Source organism: Pedobacter deserti (assembly GCF_024436415.1).
GTDB classification, from domain to species: Bacteria; Bacteroidota; Bacteroidia; order Sphingobacteriales; family Sphingobacteriaceae; genus Pedobacter; species Pedobacter faecalis.
Map to the genome: position 1 here is coordinate 1,830,202 of NZ_JAFMZQ010000001.1, position 23,904 is coordinate 1,854,105.

The 23,904-nt window shown below is 46.6% G+C and carries 21 protein-coding genes; 10 read left to right on the top strand and 11 right to left on the bottom strand.

The window, feature by feature from the left end:
* Positions 1-259 precede the first annotated feature (259 nt).
* Genes J3P40_RS08310 through mqnC form a run of 3 tightly spaced genes read right to left on the bottom strand, consistent with a single transcriptional unit; the run spans position 260 to position 5,110 of the window.
* Positions 260-3,211 carry a sensor histidine kinase gene (locus tag J3P40_RS08310; protein ID WP_256004549.1) on the bottom strand — a complete coding sequence of 984 codons (2,952 nt, stop codon included), beginning with the start codon at positions 3,209-3,211 and terminating at the stop codon, positions 260-262.
* The gene (locus tag J3P40_RS08315) at positions 3,198-3,974 is read right to left on the bottom strand and encodes a LytR/AlgR family response regulator transcription factor (protein ID WP_256004552.1); all 777 of its coding nucleotides are present in this window, start codon (positions 3,972-3,974) and stop codon (positions 3,198-3,200) included. Before J3P40_RS08315 ends, J3P40_RS08310 begins: the two co-directional genes overlap by 14 nt.
* An 11-nt stretch (positions 3,975-3,985) precedes the next feature.
* Positions 3,986-5,110, bottom strand: coding sequence for a cyclic dehypoxanthinyl futalosine synthase (gene mqnC, locus J3P40_RS08320; RefSeq protein WP_256004554.1), 1,125 nt, complete (start codon positions 5,108-5,110; stop codon positions 3,986-3,988).
* Positions 5,111-5,169: 59 nt separating this feature from the next.
* Between mqnC and J3P40_RS08325 the strand changes: the two genes are divergently transcribed.
* Together J3P40_RS08325 and J3P40_RS08330 are read left to right on the top strand one after the other, a co-directional pair.
* Positions 5,170-6,414, top strand: a complete 1,245-nt coding sequence (locus J3P40_RS08325) for a M16 family metallopeptidase (RefSeq protein ID WP_256004557.1) — start codon at positions 5,170-5,172, stop codon at positions 6,412-6,414.
* Positions 6,407-7,681, top strand: coding sequence for a M16 family metallopeptidase (locus J3P40_RS08330; RefSeq protein WP_256004560.1), 1,275 nt, complete (start codon positions 6,407-6,409; stop codon positions 7,679-7,681). Before J3P40_RS08325 ends, J3P40_RS08330 begins: the two co-directional genes overlap by 8 nt.
* Positions 7,682-7,688: 7 nt before the next feature.
* Here J3P40_RS08330 and J3P40_RS08335 read toward each other — a convergent pair whose 3' ends face one another.
* Positions 7,689-9,587, bottom strand: a complete 1,899-nt coding sequence (locus tag J3P40_RS08335; RefSeq protein WP_256004563.1) for a glycoside hydrolase family 172 protein — start codon at positions 9,585-9,587, stop codon at positions 7,689-7,691.
* A 75-nt stretch (positions 9,588-9,662) separates the two neighbouring features.
* Complete coding sequence (locus tag J3P40_RS08340; protein WP_256004565.1) at positions 9,663-10,571, bottom strand: diacylglycerol/lipid kinase family protein; 909 nt, start codon at positions 10,569-10,571, stop codon at positions 9,663-9,665.
* 81 nt (positions 10,572-10,652) lie between these two features.
* Between J3P40_RS08340 and surE the strand changes: the two genes are divergently transcribed.
* Both surE and J3P40_RS08350 read left to right on the top strand, forming a co-directional pair.
* Complete coding sequence (gene surE, locus J3P40_RS08345; RefSeq protein ID WP_256004568.1) at positions 10,653-11,381, top strand: 5'/3'-nucleotidase SurE; 729 nt, start codon at positions 10,653-10,655, stop codon at positions 11,379-11,381.
* Positions 11,381-11,665, top strand: a complete 285-nt coding sequence (locus J3P40_RS08350) for a hypothetical protein (RefSeq protein ID WP_256004571.1) — start codon at positions 11,381-11,383, stop codon at positions 11,663-11,665. The genes surE and J3P40_RS08350 overlap by 1 nt, the downstream gene beginning before the upstream one ends.
* Here J3P40_RS08350 and J3P40_RS08355 read toward each other — a convergent pair.
* From J3P40_RS08355 to J3P40_RS08365, 3 genes are all read right to left on the bottom strand, one after another.
* Complete coding sequence (locus J3P40_RS08355) at positions 11,646-12,137, bottom strand: CinA family protein (protein ID WP_256004574.1); 492 nt, start codon at positions 12,135-12,137, stop codon at positions 11,646-11,648. The two genes, J3P40_RS08350 and J3P40_RS08355, sit on opposite strands and share 20 nt — an antisense overlap.
* A 75-nt stretch (positions 12,138-12,212) precedes the next feature.
* Complete coding sequence (locus tag J3P40_RS08360; protein ID WP_256004576.1) at positions 12,213-12,638, bottom strand: SRPBCC family protein; 426 nt, start codon at positions 12,636-12,638, stop codon at positions 12,213-12,215.
* A gap of 94 nt (positions 12,639-12,732) precedes the next feature.
* Positions 12,733-13,449, bottom strand: coding sequence for a GntR family transcriptional regulator (locus J3P40_RS08365; RefSeq protein WP_256004579.1), 717 nt, complete (start codon positions 13,447-13,449; stop codon positions 12,733-12,735).
* Between the two features lie 192 nt (positions 13,450-13,641).
* Between J3P40_RS08365 and J3P40_RS08370 the strand changes: the two genes are divergently transcribed.
* Genes J3P40_RS08370 through J3P40_RS08385 form a run of 4 tightly spaced genes read left to right on the top strand, consistent with a single transcriptional unit; the run spans position 13,642 to position 17,225 of the window.
* Positions 13,642-14,481, top strand: a complete 840-nt coding sequence (locus J3P40_RS08370; RefSeq protein WP_256004582.1) for a class I fructose-bisphosphate aldolase — start codon at positions 13,642-13,644, stop codon at positions 14,479-14,481.
* 10 nt (positions 14,482-14,491) lie between these two features.
* Complete coding sequence (locus tag J3P40_RS08375; RefSeq protein WP_256004585.1) at positions 14,492-15,646, top strand: Gfo/Idh/MocA family protein; 1,155 nt, start codon at positions 14,492-14,494, stop codon at positions 15,644-15,646.
* Entirely contained in the window at positions 15,643-16,215 is a 573-nt protein-coding gene (locus tag J3P40_RS08380; RefSeq protein WP_256004587.1) for a D-lyxose/D-mannose family sugar isomerase, read from the top strand. Before J3P40_RS08375 ends, J3P40_RS08380 begins: the two co-directional genes overlap by 4 nt.
* Positions 16,212-17,225, top strand: coding sequence for a carbohydrate kinase family protein (locus J3P40_RS08385; protein WP_256004590.1), 1,014 nt, complete (start codon positions 16,212-16,214; stop codon positions 17,223-17,225). Before J3P40_RS08380 ends, J3P40_RS08385 begins: the two co-directional genes overlap by 4 nt.
* Here the strand turns inward: J3P40_RS08385 and J3P40_RS08390 are convergent, their stop codons facing one another.
* Positions 17,226-17,897, bottom strand: a complete 672-nt coding sequence (locus J3P40_RS08390; protein ID WP_256004593.1) for a head GIN domain-containing protein — start codon at positions 17,895-17,897, stop codon at positions 17,226-17,228.
* Between the two features lie 118 nt (positions 17,898-18,015).
* On the opposite strand from J3P40_RS08390, the gene J3P40_RS08395 reads away from it, so the two are divergent.
* A complete protein-coding gene (locus J3P40_RS08395; protein ID WP_256004595.1) occupies positions 18,016-19,554 on the top strand; it encodes a glycoside hydrolase family 43 protein in 1,539 nt (512 codons plus the stop codon).
* A gap of 153 nt (positions 19,555-19,707) precedes the next feature.
* Here the strand turns inward: J3P40_RS08395 and J3P40_RS08400 are convergent, their stop codons facing one another.
* Positions 19,708-21,477: a mechanosensitive ion channel family protein gene (locus J3P40_RS08400; protein WP_256004597.1), complete on the bottom strand. Its 1,770-nt coding sequence runs from the start codon at positions 21,475-21,477 to the stop codon at positions 19,708-19,710.
* Positions 21,478-21,657: 180 nt separating this feature from the next.
* Here J3P40_RS08400 and guaB point away from each other — a divergent pair, with 180 nt between their 5' ends.
* Positions 21,658-23,133 carry an IMP dehydrogenase gene (gene guaB, locus J3P40_RS08405; protein WP_256004599.1) on the top strand — a complete coding sequence of 492 codons (1,476 nt, stop codon included), beginning with the start codon at positions 21,658-21,660 and terminating at the stop codon, positions 23,131-23,133.
* Here guaB and J3P40_RS08410 read toward each other — a convergent pair.
* Positions 23,128-23,844, bottom strand: coding sequence for a hypothetical protein (locus J3P40_RS08410; protein WP_256004602.1), 717 nt, complete (start codon positions 23,842-23,844; stop codon positions 23,128-23,130). The genes guaB and J3P40_RS08410 overlap by 6 nt on opposite strands.
* Between the last annotated feature and the right edge of the window lie 60 nt (positions 23,845-23,904).

A 23,904-nucleotide genomic window follows, 5' to 3' on the forward strand; every position in this document is an offset into this window, starting at 1 on the left:
ATTTATTGCAAAATAGCGGTAGATGCCGAAGTTGGAATATGCAAAAAAAAATGGTAAAGCTTTAGACTTTACCATTTTTAACACACAAATGAAACCTGAATTGAGATATATTTAGGTTAGGTAAAATATCTTTGATCAATTCTATAAGAACGCATTTACAAACTCTGTTTGTTATAATATCTATGACAATGTTAATGCAAAAAATAACAAGTGTGAATAGTGACTTAGTTAATGGTAGTTAAAATTGAGTAAACGGTAATTAACTAGATAAGGGGATTGAAATAGACACAAAAGTGCCTGTGCTTCCCGCTTGTTTAATATCGATCTGTATCGGATTTGCTTCAACCTCATTCAGCAAATTGATACGCTCCTTTGTAAGCTCCATCCCTTTGCTCTGATGTTGAGCATGCTTTTTATCCCTTATAGAGTTTTCTATTCCTATGCCATCATCGATAATCTTGATCATCAGCCGTCCTTTATCAGGGGCGATATCTATATCAATATTGCCACCGCTTTCTTTTGGCATGATGCCATGCCAAATGGCATTCTCAACGTAAGGTTGAAGTATCATGGAAGGAATTGTCGTTTCTTCCTTATCAATACGCTCATCTACATGTATGTGATAGTTTAGCTTATCACCAAATCGCTTTTTCTCCAGGCTGAGATATAAGTTCAGGTATTCAAGTTCTTCGTCAAGCGTTATAAAACTTTTCGTACATATCTCAAGATTCTTGCGTATAAGACGTGCAAACCCGGTCAAAATTTTATTAGCCGAAGCCGGATCCTTTGTGTTAATGTAGTGCTGAATTGAATTCATTACATTGAAAACGAAATGCGGATTCATCATAGCCTGCAACGCACGCTGTTCTAACATCAGAATCTTGTTTTTCAAGAGCAGCTGCTCCTGAACCTTGTTTTTCTGCTGTTTTGTAACCACCTGAGCAATCTTATAAAATGCTAATGCTACAATTCCTGTAATACACATGAAAAACCACCAAGTCTGCCAAAAGTACTTTTCCATTACGAAGTTGATCCTCGCCGGACTGCTCCATCCGCTATTGTTCGAGCGGGCGCTTAACTCAAAAGTGTATTCTCCAGGTTCCAGAGATGAAAATTCCAAACGTCTGTTTTTTGTTTCTGTCCAGCTAGCATTAGAGCGTAAACGGTATCTGTATGTGACATTTTTGTTTTGGAAATCAACAGCGCTGTAGTTAAAAGTAAGTGTGTTATTTACTGGCCTGATTGTATGGCGGGCCTTATTCAGTTGCAGCTTTACTTTACCGTTTACTATCGATGTGATGAATACCTTTGGTGCTTCATTAACCGGGACACTCTTGTTTGCAGAAAAATAGACCAGCCCCCAGACCGTTGCGAAATAAGCGTACTTGTCATCAATATACATTCCGTTCACACCGTCAGTTAGTAAGGAACTTGTATGTTCAAATGTCTCCACGCTTGCTCGCTGCCCGTCAAGCTTGATTTTATTAATACCGGAATTCGTGACAACCCAAACACTTCTATCGTGTACAAACAGCTTCTTACAGATATTATTCATTAATCCGTCACGCTGAGTAACGACCTTAATTACCTTCTTATTCTTGAGATAGATTATTCCGTAACCGTCGGTTGCCAGGACCAGAGTGCTGTCTGGCAACTCCTTGATGTCATTGATCCTTCTTGTTAGCAGCGGACTTTTTTCGAAATATTCATGCAGCCGTCCCCCAGAGAAGTGCGACAGCCCATTGATGTTTGATAACCATAAATCTCCCGAGGCGTCATAGAAAACGCAATATGCCCTGTTTTTATAAAACCCCTTGCTTTCGCTGAAAGAACCCGTATCGAATTCGAAATGGTTGATCCTGTCATTCAATACTACCGTTCCTGAGGAAAGTGCCATGGCGAGCTCACGGTTGCTGCCAAGAGAAAAACTTTTAAGCACGAACAGAGCGTCGTTGGTCTCCCGAAGCAACGATATTTTACGCATGCCATGCATATCGGCTACCCTGCCAAGTCCGTATTCGGATGCAAAGTAAACGGATCGATTGGCTGAATCCACGCTAATTTGTTTAATCTGCTTGAACCGGGAAGGATTCGTAACAGGCAGATGCTGCACTTTGAAATTTTTAACGTTAACTACATCAATAGCAGGTTTGTCAAAGCCTAGCCACAGGTTCCCGCGATCGTCTTTTTCGAGGCTTTTTACCACGTCCCCAGCTAGTCCGTGTGACTCGTTAAATATGAACAGGCGCTCATCTACACGGGGTAGCATGTAAACACCGTTGTTGGTGGTAAACCACATATTTTGCCTCGCATCTTCAATTACCTGACTTACGGAGATCTTATCCAGGTATTTTACCGTATTTCCTTTGTCATCCAGGTGGAAAATGCCGGAATTGGTACTGAACCACACATTGCTGCCATCGAAATGAAAATATCCCGGATCTGCCTCCTTCCACTTTTTCTGCAGGTGCATAACAATTCGGCTATTTTGAGATCCCTCAACAATCAGCCTATCATCATTGATGTAAGCCAGGCTCTTATCGCGCATGTTTAATGCAGCTTTATAAGAAACCGGGCGCGATTTTCCCGGTATAACCTTAAAACCCTCTCTTGTAAGTAGCCTAGCACAGTTGTTGCTGTAGGCCCAGATTCTGTTCTGGTCGTCCTCGTGGACAAAAGTATTTATGAATTGGCGTTTGGGATTAGCAGAGATAAACTTCCTTATAAGTTTTCCATCCCACATCACCAACATGTTTTTATTCGTGCCAAGCCATATCCGGCCTCTCGAATCCTGAAAGAAAGACACAATAACTGCATTTAGCCTCAGTAGTTTAAGTTGTGGATCACTAGTTTCATTGAATATTCTTCCGTTAAAAAAATAGCTCAGTTGGCCGTTCAATGCAAGAAACCATATTCGCCCCTTATTGTCCTCGCTCAATTGTAAGATCTGGTTATCTGGTAGTCCATCATCTACCGAGAAATTCTCGAATACCTGTCCGTCAAAGCGGCTTACTCCTGCATCTGATGCCACCCAAATGTATCCGTTGCGGTCTTGAAGGGTAAAAAAGCAATTATTGCTAGGCAGTCCTTCCTTCGTAGTGAAATGCTGCAGGTAGGCGGTCTGTGCATGTGTCGCCTCAGGGACCGCGAAAAACGCGAGCAGCCAAAACAATGGGATGACCTTTAATGCATGCCGGCTACTTTTCGCCATGAAGGTCAGTATATGATCTTAAACGCTCTGATAGCTCCGCTGCCCGCCGCCTCGATACGGTGATTTTCTCCCCAGACTTCATAATTGCCTGGTAACCATGCTTGAAGTTAAATTCCTTCAAGTCGTTGAGGTTAATAATGGTGGATTTGTGTATCCGCAGAAATCTGTCGTCTGGCAAAATTTCCTCGTATTCCTTCAGTACCTTGGAAACCGTAATCTGATCCCCGTTCCTTAAATGAAAAACAGAGTAATTACTGTCGGCTTCGATATAAACGATGTCATCGACGTCAATTAGGCTGTAGCCCTGGCCATTCGGCAAGGTGATTTTTGTGATCCCGCTCCTGTCAGCAAGGTTTTCAGCGAGGTTTCCAAGTCGCTTGCCCCGGTCGGAATCTGTTTTATTCGCGGGAATATATCTCATCGCTTTTTCAACCGCCTCCTTCAGCTCATCAATATCGATTGGCTTAAGTAAGTACTCCAGGGCATTGGCCTTAATCGCTTTGAGGGCATACTGATCGTATGCAGTCGTAAAAATTACATGAGCATTGTGCTCGTTGGCAGTGGAAATCAGTTCAAAGCCATTCTCTCCGGGCATCGCAATGTCCAGGAAAATCAAATCTACCTGGTTTTGCGCAAGTAAAATCCGTGCCTCTGCTACCGATTTGGCAATACCCGAAATGTGTATTTGCGGACAATTGTCTTGTAGCAAAAAAAACAGTGATGATCTTGCAAATTCCTCGTCATCTACGATAATGGCATTCAAATCAATATTTGTTAATAAGTGATAACCTGCTCCTCCAGATGCTCCGGCAAATCCCGGTAGTTGTATTTTTGTCCCCGTAGCTGCGGCTCAAATCCTGCTTCCCGGATTGCAGTCTGTATACCGCTTGCTGTAAAGCGATGGGGCGCACCGGCAGCCGATACCACATTCTCTTCAATCATGATAGACCCAAAGTCGTTAGCCCCTGCATGCAGGCAAAGTTGGGCAACTGTTTTTCCAACGGTGAGCCAGGAAGCCTGTATATTTTTTATGTTAGGCAGCATAATCCTGCTTAAAGCCAGCATCCTGATATATTCATCCCCCGACACATTGTTGCTGATCCCTCTTAGTCTTTTCAGCAAGGTTCCGTCATCCTGAAATGGCCATGGTATAAACGCAAGGAACCCGTTTGCATCCGCTGGCTTTTCATGCTGCACCTGCCTGATCCATACCAGATGCTCAAAACGTTCCTCAATCGTTTCCACATGACCAAACATCATCGTGGCTGAGGTGGTAATGTCAAGCTGATGGGCTGCACGCATGACATCCAGCCATTCCTGTCCGCCGCATTTGCCTTTAGAGATAAGTCGCCTTACCCTGTCGTTCAGAATCTCCGCTCCGGCACCAGGCAGAGAATCCAAGCCTGCCTCTTTTAACGTGCGAAGTACCTCGGTATGCGACTTCCCCTCCAGTTTGGCAACGTGTGCAATCTCTGGCGGGCCTAATGCATGAAGTTTCAGGTCCGGATAAAGCTCCTTAAGTTGTCTGAACAGGTTAGCGTAAAAGTCAAGGCCAAGATCCGGGTGGTGACCGCCCTGCAAAAGCAACTGATCACCGCCTAGTCTGAACGTCTCTTCAATTTTAACCTTATACGTGTCAATATCCGTGATATAACTCTCCTCGTGGCCAGGCCTTCGGAAGAAGTTGCAAAATTTACAGTTTGCGATACAGACATTGGTCGTATTCACATTCCGGTCAATTTGCCAGGTCACTTTGCCATCCGGTACCTGTTTCTTTCTGAGCTCATTGGCCACGAAAGCAAGCTCAGCGGTCGCCGCATGATGATAAAGGTACATACCTTCCTCTATCGTCAGGAAGTCAAAATCGAGAGCCCTTTGCAGCAAATTGGCAGTTTCCATATTACAAATATACCATAAGAGAACTATTTTATCTATGTTTGGACCTATTAACTTATTCTATGGTAGATTTTAACCGGTTCACTTTATCCAATGGGCTTCGCGTTCTTGTACACGAAGATAACACAACCCCAATGGCTGTTTTAAATATTTTGTACGATGTCGGCGCCAGGGATGAGGAGGAAGGTAAAACGGGTTTCGCGCATCTGTTCGAACACCTTATGTTCGGCGGCTCCGTCAATATCCCGGTTTATGATGAGCCTTTGCAACGTGTTGGGGGAGAAAATAACGCATTTACAAGCAACGACATTACCAACTATTACATTACCCTTCCTGCCGCGAATCTCGAAACAGCCTTCTGGCTGGAAAGCGATCGCATGCTTAGCCTGGCCTTTTCGGAGAAAAGTCTCGAAACACAAAGAAATGTGGTATGCGAAGAATTTAAGCAACGTTATCTGAATCAGCCCTACGGCGATGTATGGCTTAAACTCCGGCCATTAGCATACAAAACACATCCATACCGCTGGGCAACAATTGGTCAGGATCTTGAACAGATAGAGACCGCCAAAATGGAAGATGTAAAGGCCTTTTTCAATAAGCATTACAGCCCAGCCAATGCCATCATGGTTGTTGGGGGCAATGTCAATACCAACGAGGTATTAGCTTTGGCCGAGAAATGGTTTGCGCCAATTCCCTCAGGTACGCGCTATGAGCGAAATCTGCCTTCGGAAGCGCCGCAGACCGAGGTTCGACGGGAAACGACGTATGCAGAAGTGCCTCTTGACGCTATTTATATGGCCTTTAAGATGCCCCCGCGCAGCCACCCCGAGTATCAGACCTATGATCTGATGTCCGACATCCTTTCGCAGGGTCAGTCGTCCAGGTTATATAACAGTTTGCTCAAAGATCAACAGTTGTTTAGCGATATACACGCATATATTACCAGCAGTATAGATGAGGGACTGTTTATCGTAGAAGGGAAGTTGGTTAAGGGAGTTCCGATCCGGACAGCAGAACAAGCTATATGGACAGAACTTAAAAAACTCCGGCATCATGAGGTATCCGAACAAGAGCTCACCAAAGTAAAAAATAAATCAGAATCTATAATGATGTTTGCGGAAATGAGTTTGCTCGACAAGGCCATGAATTTGGCTTACTACGAACTGCTCGGCGATGCGGATCTCCTCAATACGGAGATTGAAAGATATCTCGGTGTTACGTCCAAGCGCATACAGGAAGCTGCAAATGCGACCTTCACAGAGGAAAAATGTTCTATTCTATATTACTTAACTACTGATCATGCTTAACAGGACGCTGGCACCCGAGTCGAAAATGGTCGACGACATTACATTTTTTGAACCTGTAAGGCATGAGCTTGACAATGGCATCCCTGTATTCATAATCAATGCTGGTCAGCAGGAACTGGTGCGAATTGAGTTCATCTTTAACAATGTAAACTGGAATCCATCAAGGCCACTTCAGGCTGCCGCGGTCAGCCAGTTGATCAATAATGGTACCCGCGAGCTTAGCGCTAAAGAAATCGCTGATCATGTAGACTACTATGGCGCTTTCCTTCAAACTGAATATGGAGCTGATCATTCCAGTGTAAAACTGTATACGCTCAACAAACACCTGCAAAATGTGTTACCTGTGATCTTTTCCATCTTAAACGAAAGTGATTTCTCCGACCATGAGCTCAGCATATACACACAAAACCAAAAACAATCATTACAGGTCAATCTTCAGAAGAACGACTTTCTTGCCCGGAAGGCATTCGCAAATGAATTGTTCGGCCAAACTGCATATGGTGCAGGTATCGAACCAGAGGATTACGACCGGCTAACCAGATCGCAACTGCTTGAGTATTTCCATGCCGCATATACTCCCTGGAATTGTACTGTGATAGCGGCGGGCAGGTTTACCGGCAGCGAACTGGCCGTGTTGAACAATATCTTTGGAAAGCCCTGGGTTAATCAAGGTCCGGCAACTGTTAACAAGTTCACTTTTGATATGCCTCAAGGCCGAGAAGTCCTTATCGATCGGCCCGATGCCTTGCAATCGGCCATCCGGATGGGTACGATAGCCATCAACCGTCAACATCCGGATTTTCCGGGACTGCAAGTGCTCAATTGCGTACTGGGTGGGTATTTTGGGTCGCGGCTCATGGCCAATATCCGCGAAGATAAAGGCTACACCTACGGAATAGGGTCTGCTGTAGCCTCAATGAAAGATGCTGGATACTTTTTTCTGGCTACAGAGGTAGGTACAGAGGTATGCACATCGGCCATGGATGAAATTGAGAAAGAGATATTGATTTTGCAGCAGGACGTTATACCCGTACAAGAGCTCGACCTTGTGCGTAACTACATGCTTGGATCAATGTTAGGAAGCCTCGAAAATGCCTTTTCTCATGCAGATAAATTTAAAAACATCTATTTCGCCGGCTTGGGTTACGACTATTACGAACGTTATATCAACACTATAAAAACAATAGAAGCTGCCGAACTTCGGCAGCTTGCGAACACATATCTTGATACACAACAATTTACGAAGGTAATTGCGGGAAAGAAGTAGTCGCCGACTACTTCTTTTCTTTTACCAATATCAGCCTGTTTAAATTCACTATTGATCTTCGATCATCACGTTTAAAGTGCAGTGTGATCGCATTTTTAAAGTCATCCAAATCAATGTCACACACGTAGACATTTTTCAGATCTTCTCTTTTATCTGAGTAGAACGAGAAAGCCTCAGCAGCCAGTTTCTGTCTTTGCCAAACAGAAACAGTTGCGCCATCGGGCGATTTAACTATATCCATGTACAACTTGTAATGCCCTTTTGGCAACTCACTCAAATCCAATTTTACCTGTCCGCCAGTTGTCGAGTGCAATACATCCCCATCTATCTTTACAGCGCCTAACACACTGTATTTCGTAAGTTGAGGATACACCGTCATCGTATCAGGAATGTAGACCTTAACAAGGTCCCCAACAGGTTCCCCCTGCTTTTGTGTAATCATCTTGTCGGCATAGTACAAAGCAACAGAAGTGTAATCACCCCGCTTATTGTTGTTTTCAGGGCCATGCTCTATTGTATGCAGTATTTGCTTATTGAACGGAACCTTATCACCAATAAACAGTCTGTAGCCGCCGGTTCTTGCAAACGTCAGCGAATAATCGAGAGCACCGTGTAGCGGAAGGCTCATCTTAGTGTCCCATCTGTCGAGCAATGCATACCAGCCACCATTAAAATAGTCCTCAGATCCGGTACCATGCATCCTGAGTTCACCATCAACCGTCATCACGTCATCGCCCTCAAAAAATAAGGTCATACCAGGCTCCAGACCTTGCGCCTGCAGTAGCGTTCCAACATAATGCCCTCTACCTTTTCCTTCAAGAAACAGGTGAGGTTTTCCAGGTTCAGTAACCTTATCCGCATGCCAAAAACTGTAAAATTTACCTTCGGTCTTGGGGTCGTATTTCTCATTGTTCAGGAAGATATCTGCTTCAACCTGTATTGGTTTGGCCTCACCGTCCTCATGATAAATCAACTCTATTTTTGCCTTATTTTCAAACGGCATAGGGAAATAGCAATAATTGACGTTTGCGGCTGTTCCGAGCAAGAGGCTTTGCATTGACTCACGGCCATAGGCGTAGCCGAAGAAGTCTGCAAGAGGCATATACACCGCCGGGGCCTCATCATCCCAGGTCATTTTTATTGAGACCAGCTTATTCAAACCTCTGAACGCTTCAGCGTTGCCGATACGCATACCAGTGATGCGACCTGAATGATTCAGATCCGCCAGCGTAACCGATTTTCCTGGCATTAAGACTGTAGAAACATGTATGGGTGTTGTTCCGATCGGCCTCGGATTTTCCCACGATTTTTTCAAAGCCTCCAAAGCAGGTTTGGCGTTTAAGGCCGCCTGAGCACTGAAGGTTTCTACGTTGGCATTGTTTGGATAAATCCTGTATTGAATCTGATAGAACTGAAGCTGCTTGCCACGGAAGACAATCTTACAACCATTTCTGTAGGATATAGGCAGATAACAAAAGAATCCCCCGAGTTCATTTCCGGTAAGCGGCGCTACAAAGGGAAAAACCTTTCCGGAAAAAAGATCAGAGAACTTAATGGAATAAGAGGGCTTAGTCGACCCATCGAAATAAAAATCAAGGATATCATCTGTTGGGGTTGGAGTCCAGATGCGATTAATTACCCCTTTTCCCTTAGCCTCAAAAATGACCAGCGAACTGTCTTTCTCTTTTCGGATGAATGAATACTTTCCGCTAAAGCCGTCATCATTGTTGCCGGTCCGGTCGTACGACGAGAACTGATGAACAGTTGTGTTGCTCACATACTTAGGCAGGTCGGCGATAGCGGCTAGTTTGCCCAGTTCCGTCTCCAGGGATACTCGTGTTTTCTGAGCTTTAGTCAGAACGCCACTAAATAAAATAAAAATAAAAAAGTAAAATTTTCTCATCATTTGTGCGTGGTTAGAACTCTAAAATAGGAATTAAGCGCTAATTCTCACACAAGAATCCGATATTTCGCCGACTCGTCAGTGCGCAGTTACGATCTCTATCAGACTGTCAAGAAGAAAGACATCAAACTTTGCAGGACCTGAAGCTTCAAATATCTCGTCGTCGATATGCACATCTTTGCCTGCCCATTCTACCTGTAGTTTCTTAGCCCGTATAGATTTGAAAGGAAAAACGGGGTTTTTCGATGCGCATTTGTCTGATATATATTTCTCAAGCTGAGGGCGTTCCTCCTCATTGACAACAACAACGTCAAAGTATCCGTCACCAGGATCGGCATCTAGGCTCAGCGTTAGCCGTGGCCCCAAACTGGAGATATTCATAACCTCGATCCACAGTGCCCTTCCTGTAAGTTGCTGCCCGTCCATATTCAAATTGTACGAGACAGGTTCATATGTTTGAGCGATCCTTAAAGCCTCTTTGAGCGCGAAGGCAAATTCCTGCTCGGGAGTTTTGATCCCGCTGGTATCTGTTTCCTTTAGATCGTTCATCAACCTGGTAAAAATCCCGAAACCAAAGGCTTCAATAAAATAGGCCGTTTTTGCGTTGCCCGTAATCTGGCCCACATCGTACTTCTTCAAATGTCCATTCGTCCACGAAGATATATTGCTCACATTGTTCTGAGGTATGCCGAGCGAGGTTGCGATATTATTTGCCGTCCCAAAAGGCAGTAGGGCTATTGGGCGTTTATATTTCAGTTTTTGGTCGAGCAGATTCATGATTGTTCTCCTGATTGTTCCATCACCGCCGGCTATGGCAATGAAATCTGTAGCCGGATCGATACGCTCAAGCATTAGTTCTTTTGACGTGGAGTAGGCGCACTTATAGCCATGTTCCTCAATGAGCGATATAATGTGATCTTTTGAATATTCACCCTCTCCTGCATTAGGGTTATGGATAAGATGGACGAGCCTGGCTGTTTTTTTCATATTCACTGAACAATATCAGGTCATCAAGGTTTTAAACATAAACAAGTTATTTAAAATAGCACTGAAGTATACAAACAGCTTATGAAGATCCTTATCACCAACGACGACGGTATATATAGTCCGGGTATTTCTGCGCTCGCAAAAGTGGCGCTCGGCTTTGGAGAAGTGCGCGTTGTAGCGCCCGATGTAGAACAGTCATCCATGGGACATGCTATAACCCATTCCAGGCCACTTACAATCAAAAAATCGCCTGTTAATTTTCCTGGAATCCAGGCGTATCGGGTCAACGGTACTCCGGCAGATTGTGCTGCCCTTGGCCTGCACATATTTCCGGACACCGATGTCGTGCTCTCCGGAATCAATATGGGGCCAAATCTTGGAAATTCCATGTGGCATTCAGGTACACTCGCCGCGGCTAAGCAGGCGGTACTTTTAGGTGTCAAAGCTATTGCACTAAGTACGCCTGTAGAAAATACAGAGCCTGACTTTGAACTTTTGGCGCCTTTCGTCGAACAGTCGCTCGACCTGTTGTTGAAAGATACTGCTTTAGGGCTGTACAACGTCAATTATCCGCCAAAGCCGCAGGGCTTAAAATGGACCAGGCAGTCGGTAAGGTTATATGACGGCCGCGTTGAACCTGGCCAGGATCCAATGGGCAGGAAACACTATTGGATTACCGTTACACCGCTCGAAGCTGCCGAAGAGGGAACAGACCGCTGGGCGGTTGAAAATAGTTTCGTGTCCATAACCCCCCTGAGGCTCGATCTTACTAATGAAACCGAGTTGACACAAAAAAAAGCAAAGAAATAATGGATCCATTTAACATCATCGTCGAACTGGACGGGAAGAAAATCGACCTCAACATCCATCCGCAGGAAGAGGGGAGTTATAAAATTGTCTATCATGGTGCACTTGTTGGCGAGGTTTATATGAGCAGCGACGGAGAAAGCTGGAAGGCTTACTCCGCCGATGATATAGACGCAGCCGGATACCCGATATATGAGTTCGACGAAACCTCAGGGCATGCCAATATACTTTTGGAAGGTAATATTGTACAGGAGATTGGCCAACAGATCAGGCAAAACGTGAACTGAGATGTTGATACAGCAGTTCTGCCGTGCGTATCACCGTAGAAACGACGATTTGCTCCGGATCGCCGGTAAATACAATGCGCTCCTGAAATAAATGTTCCGATCTCAACATCGCATGGATGAACATCGTGCCCACCGGCTTTTCCAGGGTTTCGCTGCCGCCCGATGTCGTTAACCCGGTGATGCCTACATGAATGTCGGCTTCAATTAGCGAAGCAAGTCCTTTTGCTATGGCTTCCGTTACCTCGGCAGACTCCGGTGTAAATTTCTGTACCAGTTCATCCGGAACCTTCAGTAATTCTTCTTTGATGCAGGCGTCGTAACACGCAAGCCCGCCTTTTAAAAATTTGCCGGCATTTCCCGCAAGCGCGAATTCCGATGTAAGCCTGCCAGCCGTGGCACTTTCCGCAAATGCAATGGTAAGTCCCTTGTCAATTAGTAGTTCCGTACAGGCCGTAACAATTGCATTCTCCATCGTCGTTAAATCTAGTTTACAGCTTATAAACTATTTTACCGGCCAAAAAGTTCGGGACAAGACACTACATTACACCTAATGATTTTCCGCGTACTTTTTGAAATTGTCTAAAATCGCCTGCCATCCAGCGCGTTGCATATCAACCGGATGCTCGTTTTCAGCGTCAAAAGTTTCCACAATTTGGACGCCGGCCGGGCTTTCAGTAAAACTTACACTAACTTTTCTTCCATCAGGCATTTCATATCCTATGAGGCGGTGTTCTTCCAGATCTGTATAAGTGCCTTCAAAATCGAAACTCATACTGCCGTCTTTTGCAGCCATGGTCGACCGGAATTTGCCGCCCTTACGTAAGTCGGCTTCCGCGAAAGGCGTATGCCAATCGTCCGATGCGTTATTCCATTGCATAATATGGGTCGGACTGGTCCACATATCCCATACCCTACCAAGTGCCGCGGCCACCGTGGCTTGCACAGTAACCTGAATTTTGTCTTTAGATTCCATCCTACAATAATTGTTATATTCAGCAAATATACACGCCGCTACTTTGCAGCCCAATGGTGAGGGGCGACAAATAAGGGGTGCAATCGCGAACAGGTTAAAAGTAATCCTGCAAAAAATACGTTTCCGTATTGCAGTATAGCGAAGAATATATATTTAAGCTGTTCACGTTTGTCTGCAGCCGTCTTTTCATATGTACCAGAGGGTGACTGGTTTTAACCTGTAGCAGCTGACTGATTTGCTTATCGCCGTTTATGGCCCATATTTTCTGATCACCTTCCTTTACCTTAATAAAATAGAATTCTTCCAGCGTTTTAAATAATGATTGATTCTCCAGGTTGCGGCTTGTAAACCTCGGTAAATGATGATCTGTGATGTAAGTCTCCTCGTAAAGAACCGGTTTCTGATCAAGGAAACGCAACCGTGTAAAGTAAATACAGCCCGTTGAGATTTCCTGAATATCCAGTTCATAAAAGAAGTCGGCAGGCCATGGGAGTTTTACAGGCTTCTGAAGAATATTCGTAGTAAGTGAGCGGTTGCCCACACTAGCTGTTACACCCCGGAGCGATAAAATACCGAGCCCGTTTTTGGGTTCAGACACAATACTGCCTTTTCCGTGCCTGCGCGTAATGTGACCGGACGCCGTGAGCGCCGCTAAGGCTTGGCGGATGGTGGGGCGTGTCGTCGAATAGTGCTTGCTGAGATCATTTTCTGAGGGTATCAGGTCACCCTTTTTATAGTCACCTTTTTCTATAGCTTGCTTGAGTTCTTCTATTATCTTTTGGTATAAAGGCGTTAAATCTTTTCTGTCCATGAAACGGGATATACTGGTTGCCCATAAAGTTACAATTATCCTTTAATAATACGGATCTCTCTAAAAAATGGAATCTTGTATATACAAGTTGTTTTCTTTTTGTATATTGCTTATGCTTTAACCGTATGAACGTTTCGGGGCATTGGGGTCTTTATGGCTGCAAGTTCAGGTCTCCGATCATCTAAAATTAAAATGATACAATACCGATTAAACAGATTATTCAATAGTAAGTCAGGCAACTGCTTCGATGTTGCCATCGACCATGGATTTTTCAATGAGGCAGCATTTTTACAGGGCATTGAAAACATCAGTTCAGCCGTGAATACCCTGGTCGATGCAGGGCCCGACGCCATCCAGTTAACTGTCGGACAGGCACACTACCTTCAGTCTATCGCAGGCAGGCAAAAGCCGTCCTTGGTATTGCGTACCGACGTGGCCAATGTATATGGCAGGGAATTGCCACGAGCCTTGTTCAGTCGCATGATCGACCAGCCTGTGGAGCAAGCTCTCCGGCTCGATGCAGCCTGTGTGGTAGTCAATCTTTTCGCAATACCCGGTCAGCCCGAGGTTACCGATCAGTGCGTTACAAACATTTTGAGGATTAAACCTCTTTGTGAACAATACGGTATGCCCCTGATGATCGAGCCCCTTGTTTTCCGGCCCAACAGCGAAGCAGGCGGGTATATGGTCGACGGTGACCCAAATAAAATCGTGCCGCTGGTGCGGCAAGGGGTCGAACTTGGTGCCGATATCATTAAGGCCGATCCGACCGACGACGTAAACGAGTATTTTAGGGTTGTCGAGACCGCCGGAAGAATTCCTGTGCTCGTGAGGGGTGGCGGCAAGGCGGCCGACCGGGACATCCTGGAGCGAACTTACCAGCTTATGCAGCAGGGCGTCAGGGGTATTGTTTACGGAAGAAATGTGATCCAGCATGCAAACCCTGCGGGCATGACCCAGGCGCTAATGGCCATCGTACATGATGGCGCACTTCCACAGGATGCATACAGTCTGATTACAATTCAAAATTGATCGTTCCTTCATGAAGCAAGTTAACATAGCTATTATTGGCGGCGGACTTATGGGGAAAGAAGCCGCCGGTGCTTTCGGACGCTGGTTCACACTCAATAACTTTCCTGTTCGGGTTGCGCTTACCGCCGTCTGCGATTTGAATGAGCAGGTGCTTGCCTGGTATAAGGCTGTTCCGGGTGTCGAACTTCTTACTACAGACTATCGGGAATTGCTCGAACATCCAGGTGTCGACGTTGTATATGTGGCGCTTCCGCATCACCTTCACAGGCAGGTATACATCGATGTGCTGGCGGCGGGCAAAGATCTTCTTGCCGAGAAACCGTTCGGAATAGATCTTGAAGCTGCAGTCGAGATAAGGAAAGCAGCAGAATCATACGGACGGTTTGTGCGCTGCTCTTCTGAAATGCCCTTTTTGCCCGGTCCACAGCGTGTCATAGAAGAAGTGACCTCCGGTCGCCTCGGAAAGATCATTGAAATCAAAGCTGGCTTTCTGCATTCCAGTGATCTGGATCCAACGAAACCGATCAACTGGAAACGCCAGGTGCAATATTGCGGCGAGATAGGTGTGATGGGCGATCTTGGTATGCATGTCTTACATGTGCCTTTGCGTCTGGGCTGGAAACCAGTCACCATCTACGCGCAGTTGCAGGGTATCATTACAGAGCGACCTGATGGGGCGGGGGGTGTTGCAGCGTGCGATACCTGGAACAATGCCACACTCTCTGCCAGCGTAGAAATAGACGGGAATCTGGTGCCAATGAGCCTCGAAACCAAACGTATTGCTCCTGGCGAGACCAATACCTGGTATATCGAAGTGCTTGGTACGGCAGGCGGTGTAAAGTATAGCACCAAAAATACCAAGACTTTATGGACCTTTAGGGCCGACAAAAGCGGCCAGCAATGGCAGCAAACCGATCTTGGATTTAAGGGAATTCCCTTTCCAACAGTAACCGGCGCGATATTCGAGCCGGGTTTTTCGGATTGCTTTATGCAGATGCTCGCTGCCTATGTAGCCGAAAGAGAGGGACGTCTGGAAGGCAGGTTCGGATGTGTGACGCCCGATGAGGCGGTGGCCAGTCACCAGGTGTTTCTCGCCGCTCTTCGTTCGCATAAGAAGAATACGGTAGAACACGTGACATATGACCAGCAAATGCAACAAGTATGAAAAGATCAGAAATTAATAACACCATAAAGCACGCTACCGCTTTTTTTAAGCATCACGGATGGGCGCTGCCGCCGCAACCGAGATGGGACGTAACCGACTTTGGTTTAGCCGATTTTCTGAAATGCGGACTGGCTTTGGTAAACCTGGCCGAAGAGGAGGAATACTGTGAAAAGTTGATGTATGCACAGAAGAATCAGGTAACCCCGGCCCATACGCACCTAAAGAAGAAGGAAGACATTATCTGCCGCACGGGAGTTCTTATCGTACAGCTCTGGCGTAATGATCCGCGACAAGACAGTGGGTCCGGTGTAATGCAGGTTAAGGTGAACGGCCAAATGCGAGATCTTCAGTCGGGTGATAAGCTGTCACTGAGATCAGGCGAACGGGTCACTATTTTGCCTGGCATATGGCATGAGTTCTACCCTGAATCAGATGAATGCATCATCGGGGAAGTTTCTACGGCAAATGATGATATTAACGACAATTTTTTCACCGATAGCAGGATCGGGCGTTTTTCGGAGATCGATGAAGACGAACCTGCGATCTTAAAATTACTTAGCGACAAATGATCAGGCAAGGCATTCTCGTAGCCGGCAACTGGATCATTGATAAGGTTAAGCTTATCGATGTCTATCCGGAAGAGGAAAAGCTGGTCAATATATCTTCCGAACATAACAGCAACGGCGGTTCGGCGTACAACGTTTTAATGGCGCTTGTTAAACTAGGTTCAAGTTTTCCCCTTTCGGCGCTCGGACTCGTGGGCGCCGACCCGCGTGGTGAACAGATCGTCGAGCATTGCCGGCGATTGCAGATCGATACGCGCCAGCTCCGGACAATGCCCGGGGCTCATACCTCCTACACAGACGTAATGACGGTCGCCGGTACTGGAAAAAGAACGTTTTTCCATCAGCGCGGGGCCAACGCACAGCTTGATATTGAGCACTTTAACTTTGAAGTTTCAAACGCGCGTATCTTCCATCTTGGATACCTTCTTCTGCTCGATCAGCTCGATAAAATTGAGGAAAACGGCGTCACCCGTGCTTCAAAGGTTTTCGAAGCGGCGCGCAGCAAAGGATTCGTCACCTCAGCCGATATCGTGAGCGAGCGGTCGGACAGGTTTAGAAGTGTGGTGCCATCCGCACTACCACATATCGATTATCTCTTCGTCAATGAGTTTGAAGCATGTAAGATCACGGGGATACAAACCACTGATGAATCTGGTCAGGCCATAAAAGCACAATGTTTTCAGGCTGCCGAAAAGATCATCGGCATGGGCGTAAAGCAGTGGGTATTGCTTCATTTCCCAGAGGGTGTAACTGCGGTAAGCGCTTCGGGAGAAAAGCTTTTCCAGCCATCCGTTAACCTGCCCGCCTCACAAATCGCTGGGGCAGTAGGGGCGGGCGACGCTTTTGCAGCGGGTGTACTGATGGGTGTGCATGAAGGCTCGCCTATGGAGCACTGCCTTAAATTAGGGGTATGCGCAGCCGCTTCAAGTCTTTTTCACGCAACTTCGTCAGATGGTATCATCTCCAAGGAAGAATGCCTGAAGCTGCCGGCCAAATATGGTCTGCGCGACTGATTACATCTTTTCTACGCTGCCTTTGCCAAACACTTTTTGCTCGATGTTGGGGTTTCCTGCATAATAAACCATGCCCGAGCCACTGATCAGCGCCTTGATCGTGTCGCTCACATGCGCATACACCGAGCCAGATCCGCTAATGCGTGCGTTTAAATCTGATGCATTTCCAGTCAGACGTATAGTTCCTGACCCGCTCAGCGTAGCTGTAACCTTATCTGCATCAACTTCGGCTTCTATGGTGCCCGACCCGCTTAACGAAGTCGCGAGTTCAGCAGCGTGCACAGCGCCCTTCACAGTCAGACTCCCATTTCCGCTCACTGTTAGGCTGGTTAGGGTTTTTGCCGTCACATGAGCAATGATCTTTTTGCCCTCGTATTTTTTTGCCCAGCTTTTTATGCTGATGTCTGGCCTTACCACAAGCAAACTTCCCTGAACTTCTCCGCTTAGCGAAGAAATCGCATCCGCATCGCCTTCAAAGCGGATGCTTTCCGTGTCACCCATCGTGACAATCACCGTTATCGGCCCGGTTGCGACAATCCCTTTAAAGCTTTTAAGGTTGGTCTGAACGCCAGAAGCAGGCGATACGAGAACAGGCTGGTCTTTTTCAGAAGCACGCACACCCTGATTCAGGGCAGACACAATCACCGCGAAGAAAAATAATCTTTTAATCATATGCATTAGACGACTGCAGACGCGAAAAGTTGCATCAGCCAGCGAATTTATTTTTATATATTGCAAACCTAAAACCAAATTATTAACAACTTAACAACACCTGCTGCCAAGTACTCCGATGAAAACCATTACAAAACATATTTTTCTGATCGTTCTTTTCGCCGTTTCTGTTTTGCATGCCGGCGCACAAAATAGTATACAGGCCGTAATACCGGGCGATTTCGCCGACCCCTCGGTGATCCGTAAAGGCAGTCAATACTATGCCATAGGCACCTCGTCCGAATGGGCACCGCATTTTCCAATATACACTTCAAAAAACCTGAAGGACTGGAAGCAAACGGGCTTTGTATTTGATGTAAAGCCCGAGTGGACTTCCTCATCATTTTGGGCGCCCGAGTACTACTACCACAAGGGCACCTATTACGTTTACTATACAGCCCGCCGAAAGTCAGACAACGTCTCCTGTATAGGTGTGGCAACTTCCAAATTCCCTGACAGGGGATTTAAAGATCATGGAATCATCGTGGCGCATGGAAAAGAAGCCATTGATGCCTTTATCTTCAATGATAACGGTCAGTTATATATGACATATAAGGCTTACGGTCTAGACGGCCGGCCGATTGAGATCCTGGGCAGCAAGTTATCGGACGACGGCCTGAAACTTGAAGGCGAAACCTTCACGATGATGAAAGACAACAATGGTATCGGCCTGGAGGGACAGAGTATCCTTAAAAAGGACGATTATTACTATCTCTTTTATTCAGTAGGAAACTGCTGCGGGGCAAAGTGCGATTACAATGTTAGGATTGCGCGCTCAAAATCGTTCATGGGGCCTTATGAGAATGATCCTGCAAACCCTGCTTTGCAGGAAAATGCGGACTGGAAATGTTCTGGTCACGGTACGTTCGTGAATTCGACGGATGGTAAGTACTATTATCTTTATCATGCATATAATAAACATACCAACGTATACACGGGTCGCCAGGGCATGCTGGCCGAACTCCAGTGGCAAGGACAAAACCAATGGCCAGTGTTCAAGACGTTGTCAGCCGATCGTCCAAATGCTGAACTCCATATTTCTGATCGTTTTGCTGGCAGCAGCCCGGCAAAGCATTGGCAGTGGGACTTCCGCAATTCCACACCTGTGGTTAAACAGCACAAAAAGCAGCTTCATTTATCCGGTATAATAAAGTCAGATAACCCAAGCGGCATCGTTTACACCGTACGTCCGGCACAACTCGGATATGAGATCAGTACTACCGTTACAAATCAAAATGCTTCGCAGAAAGGTCTGGCCGTTTACGGCGATGCCAACGCATCAATAGGTGTGAGTATTGCCGGAACCGAAATCCAGTTCTGGATGGTAAAAGACAACAAGCGTAAGGTCATAAGCAAAGCCATGGCTGGTCAGCCTTCAGCGCACATCAGGCAGAATGCAGCTGTGCCTGTTAGTTTGAAACTGACGGTTAGCGATCAGCTTGATTGCAAAGCTTATTGGAAACAGGGCTCGGGTGAGTGGCAGGCGCTTCCAACAAGCAATGCCGTATCAGTCAGCTTCCTTCCGCCATGGGACAGAAGTCCACGCGCAGGTTTGCATTTCAATGGCGCAGCGTCTGATGAAGCCGTATTCAGTCAGTTCGATCTAAAATACCTTTAAACCCATATACAGTCGCTGGTTTGGCTGGCTATACCCGGCAAATGCGAACAAAGTCGTCCCCAGACTTCCATCACGCATTGTCCAGCTTTTTGTGGACGACAGCTGAGCAATGTCTGAACAACGTCTGAGCAATGTCCGAATAGCAAACAGAGGCTAAGGCTTCTTTTGGCTTAGCACAGAACCTTCAGGAGGGTATGGAATAGTGTTTTTGAGTGAATCTATTTTTTGCTGATCAAACTTTGGCAGCTGCATTTCATTACGAGTTATCCAGTCGCCAACCTTTTCTGCGGCGAGTTTTGTCTGTTCCTCAGAAATACCTGCGTCCTGAGCCACATAAACGGTTTGCGACGGGAAAGCCAGGCCTGTGCCACTTTCTTTGATTTTGTCCATAAAGCGCAAAAGCAGATCTTCCTTTACCTCAAGGAAAATATCAAAGTCAGGCGCATCAATGTACGACCACACCTCCAGGTTCAATGAACTTTCCCCAAATCCGGCGAAACGAATGCGCGCCGGGTCGGGGTTGACCATTGGATGGCTGTACAGAATCGCACGTAACTCTACCAGCAGGTAACGTATCTGGTCAGGTGTCGTTTCATATCTTAACCGAAGTACCGGATTAAACAGGAAGCGGTCCCGATGCGCAAAATTATCAATTCGGGTTGAAGAAAATTCTCCGTTTGGAATGGTCACCACGCTGCGTTCACCTGTGCGGAGTTTGGTAGAGCGCATACCAATCGATTCAACCGTACCAGAAGTGGCGCCCACGGTCACAAAATCGCCCACCCGAATAGGTTGATCGGCTATAAGCGTTACACTTCCAACAAAGTTTTCGACGGTCTTTTGAGCACCCAGGGCCAACGCAATACCACCAATACCCAAAGCCGCAAGTCCGGTCGTAACGTCCACGCCAAGGGCGCTCAGTACAGCGATGATTCCAATAATGATGATTGCTACCTTAATAGTCCTGCGAAGAAAAAGGATGACCGACAAAGCGGACACCCGGCCACGTTTGCTCATTCGATTCTTGCTGAACTCGCCGATAAAGTCTGTCAGCCGGGAGAGGAAGATCATTATAGCTATGATCCCCACGATCAGCGTAACGCCGCTAAATTTCTGGCGCACAATGATAGAGATGCCGACCTGCTGAGAAATGGCCACAAAAAACGCTACCGCAAGGTACAAGCGGAACGGAACATCAACCACGCTAATGATATCGCAGATATGCTCGTAACGTTTCCGGTTCCAGATCTTCAAAATGAGGAATCTTAAAATAAAAGTGATGCACCATGCAATACCATACGATAACAGGGCCAGCAGCAGCATGGCCAGCCAGTGTCCTATAGGAACACCCGCCAGTAACCGCTCTTTAAGTGGGGCGGGAAGAGCTTTGTTCACGAGCAGCGCCTCATTTGTCTTGATCGCCGCAATCTCATTTACTGTCTCCGAAGAAAATTGCCATAACGTTGGCTGCCCGGCTTTTTCCGTGCTTGCCGCAATGAGGTTAATCACTTCACCTTCTACGGTGATGGTACCTACCAGATCAGTGCCCGCCGCGAGGTCATCATCTAGCCGACCGGAAACTTTATTGCTGATCCAGGACGAGGGCATGATATTACCACCCTGATCCAGCAAGCGCTGGAAGGCCAGTACAATGCGTTCCCGTTCTGCCTCGCGTTGCTGTCGGCGGGTCAACTGCAGGTACTGACTTGCCCGCATGTAATTTTGGTCAGACATGGCTTTAAGAAAGCCTGAAACCATGCCGCGGGGTGTTCCGCGACCCAAAGAGTCTTCAGGGATTTCGGGAGCGGCGGCTTCGTTATTTTCAACTGGTGTTTCCGGTAAAAGTTGTGCGGCTGCGGGTGTCGACAGGGTCGCAATCAGGCAAGTCAATACGATAAATAGTGGTTTAAATGATAAAGGCATACCGTATTAACAGTGCAAGCCGTAATTAGTTTTTGCCAGTGTGCGGGCAACCGAAAGCGGGTATTTAATCTGTAAAATGTAAACTTTCGCTAACACCGTTCTATATCCTCGCAATTATTGTGCAGTGCTGAAAAAAACAGTATCTTTGCCCGGCAAATAGTAACTCTTAAATTATTTGCTATGCAACTCGATCCCAATAAATTTATCGCCGAAGGTTTAACATACGATGACGTATTGTTAGTTCCTGCCTATTCCGAAGTGTTACCCAGAGATGTAGACACCGGGACTTTTCTTACCAAAAAGATACGGTTAAATGTACCGATCGTTTCTGCAGCGATGGACACGGTTACCGAGGCCGGATTGGCGATCGCGATCGCTCAGGCGGGAGGTATAGGGATGCTTCATAAAAACATGAGCATTGAGCGCCAGGCCGAAGAAGTGCGTAAAGTGAAGCGCTCAGAAAGCGGCATGATCCAGGATCCGGTAACGCTGAATGCAAATGCGCTTGTTGCCGACGCCTTCCAGATCATGAAAGAGTTTAAAATAGGTGGTATCCCTGTAATCGATTCAGATCGTAAGCTCGTGGGTATCATTACCAACAGGGATCTCCGTTTCCAGAAAGACATGCAGCGTAAAATTTCAGAAGTAATGACCAGCGAAAACCTGATCACTGCTTCTGAAGGAACAACCTTGCTGCAGGCCGAGGAAATTCTGCAGGACTACAAGATCGAGAAACTTCCGGTAGTGGATGCCGAAGGAAGACTTGCCGGATTGATCACCTTTAAAGACATTCAAAAATATAAGAATTTTCCTAAGGCCTGTAAAGACGATCACGGACGCTTACGGGTTGGTGCGGCTGTTGGTGTTGCTGGTGATAACATTGAACGCGTTGCTGCCCTTGTAAAGGCGGGTGTAGACGTCGTGACGGTCGACACCGCACACGGACACTCCAAAGGGGTGATCGATATGGTTAAAGCAATTAAAGAGAGATGGCCTGATTTGCAGGTGATCGCAGGTAACATTGCTACGGCCGACGCTGCCCGGGAACTGGCTTATGCAGGAGCAGACGCCGTAAAAGTGGGAATCGGACCAGGTTCTATTTGTACTACCCGTATCATCGCCGGTGTTGGTGTACCACAGCTTTATGCGGTTTTCGAATGCGCGAAAGCACTTGAAGGAACAGGTATTCCGGTTATAGCCGACGGTGGTATCAAACAAACCGGCGATATCGTAAAAGCTATAGCAGCCGGAGCCAGCTCCATTATGGCGGGTTCGCTTTTTGCGGGAGTAGAGGAATCACCAGGCGAGACCATTATATATGAAGGGCGTAAGTTTAAATCTTACCGGGGCATGGGTTCTGTGGAAGCTATGCAACAGGGATCAAAGGATAGGTATTTTCAGGACGAGACAGATGTCGTAACAAAATTGGTTCCTGAAGGTATAGTAGGACGGGTGCCTTATAAAGGAACGCTTGCTGAAGTTATTTATCAATATGTAGGTGGCCTGCGTGCAGGTATGCACTATTGCGGCGCCGCTACTGTGGCCGATCTTCAAAAAGCGAAGTTTGTTCGTATTACCGCTGCCGGTATGCGCGAGAGTCATCCGCACGATATCTCTATTACTAAAGAAGCACCAAACTATTCAAGCAGGTTATAGAAATTCATCCGGACCGATTTGCCAGGTCCAGGGCTTTTTAAAACTTTGGAGATTCCGCAAAGCCATCGGCTGAAGCGGAATTTCTTTTTTAAGGGTAGGAGTAACGCTGCTGTCTACATTACCCGTGCTCAACGTTTTTGTACCCGTTAAGAAATCATAGTGCTTGTCCTGCATTTCGCCCGACGAACTATGATACGCATAATTTCGGGCGCTTACCAAAGCCCAATCCTTGTCGCGGTACCCAAAAACATATTGAAGTGTCCATCGCCAATTGCCGCCGCCCTCAAAATTAAGAGCCAGCGTATTATTTGCGATATATAGCTTCCTAAGCGGGTCGCCCAGGCTGCCGCCCTCCTGAGCACGCAACAGGAAATCATTGTTCTGTCCGGCGAGCAGGAAGTTCCTGCCTTTTTGAAAATATATAGCCAAAATCCGGGGGCGCTGTAGCTCGGTAATCAGTTCCATATTGCTGTCGCCATACGCTCTGTTTTCCTTCACGGCGGCATAAAACTCCAACACCAGGGCAAGATCGTCGGCACCGTCGGCATTCAGATCGCCCCGCACCGAGTCCACCACCTTCCATTGAGCCGGGATCAAGTTGGTGATTGTTTTTCCTTTTACCGGTAACGTCGGATATACGAAAGATTGAGCGGCTGCCGGCTTAACCACCAGCGACATAAGGCCCAGCAAAATCAGGTTAAAAATTTTCATAGCGCTTTATCATAACGCATATATACCCAAAAAAGTACAAAGACCGGAATCCTCCGGCCT